Annotated in this window: 1 protein-coding gene; it reads right to left on the bottom strand. The window is 66.5% G+C overall.

Translation table 11 applies throughout. The features are described from left to right. A partial coding sequence (locus MELE44368_RS26930; RefSeq protein ID WP_206613866.1) for an HNH endonuclease signature motif containing protein occupies positions 1–346 on the bottom strand: 346 nt, incomplete at both ends.

Below are 346 nucleotides of genomic sequence, written 5' to 3' on the forward strand. Positions count from 1 at the left end.
CGGCGCGGGTGCGTCGTCGGCGGGGCATCTTCAGGTGGCGTTGGGCTGAAGATGGTGGGGGCGGGTGTGCGGGTGGGGGTAGGTCGGCGGTGGTGGTGTCCCAGTGTGGGAACAGCATGCGGCTGAGCGGGCGGGTGGTGTAGGTGTGCCCGCTGGGGGATCTCCACTCGATGGTGCCGTCGGGGTATTGGTGGTCTTGCCAGCCGCAGAAGGTTTTCAACAAATGATGTAGGCGGCATAAGCATTTGGTGTTGGAGGGGTGGGTGCGCCCGGCCGGGTAGGGGGTGGTGTGGTCGATGTCGCAGTGTTGGGCGGGGCGATCACAGCCCGGGAAGCGACAGGTCAG

It is taken from the genome of Mycolicibacterium elephantis DSM 44368 (genome assembly GCF_004014805.1).
In the GTDB taxonomy this organism is placed as follows: domain Bacteria; phylum Actinomycetota; class Actinomycetes; order Mycobacteriales; family Mycobacteriaceae; genus Mycobacterium; species Mycobacterium elephantis.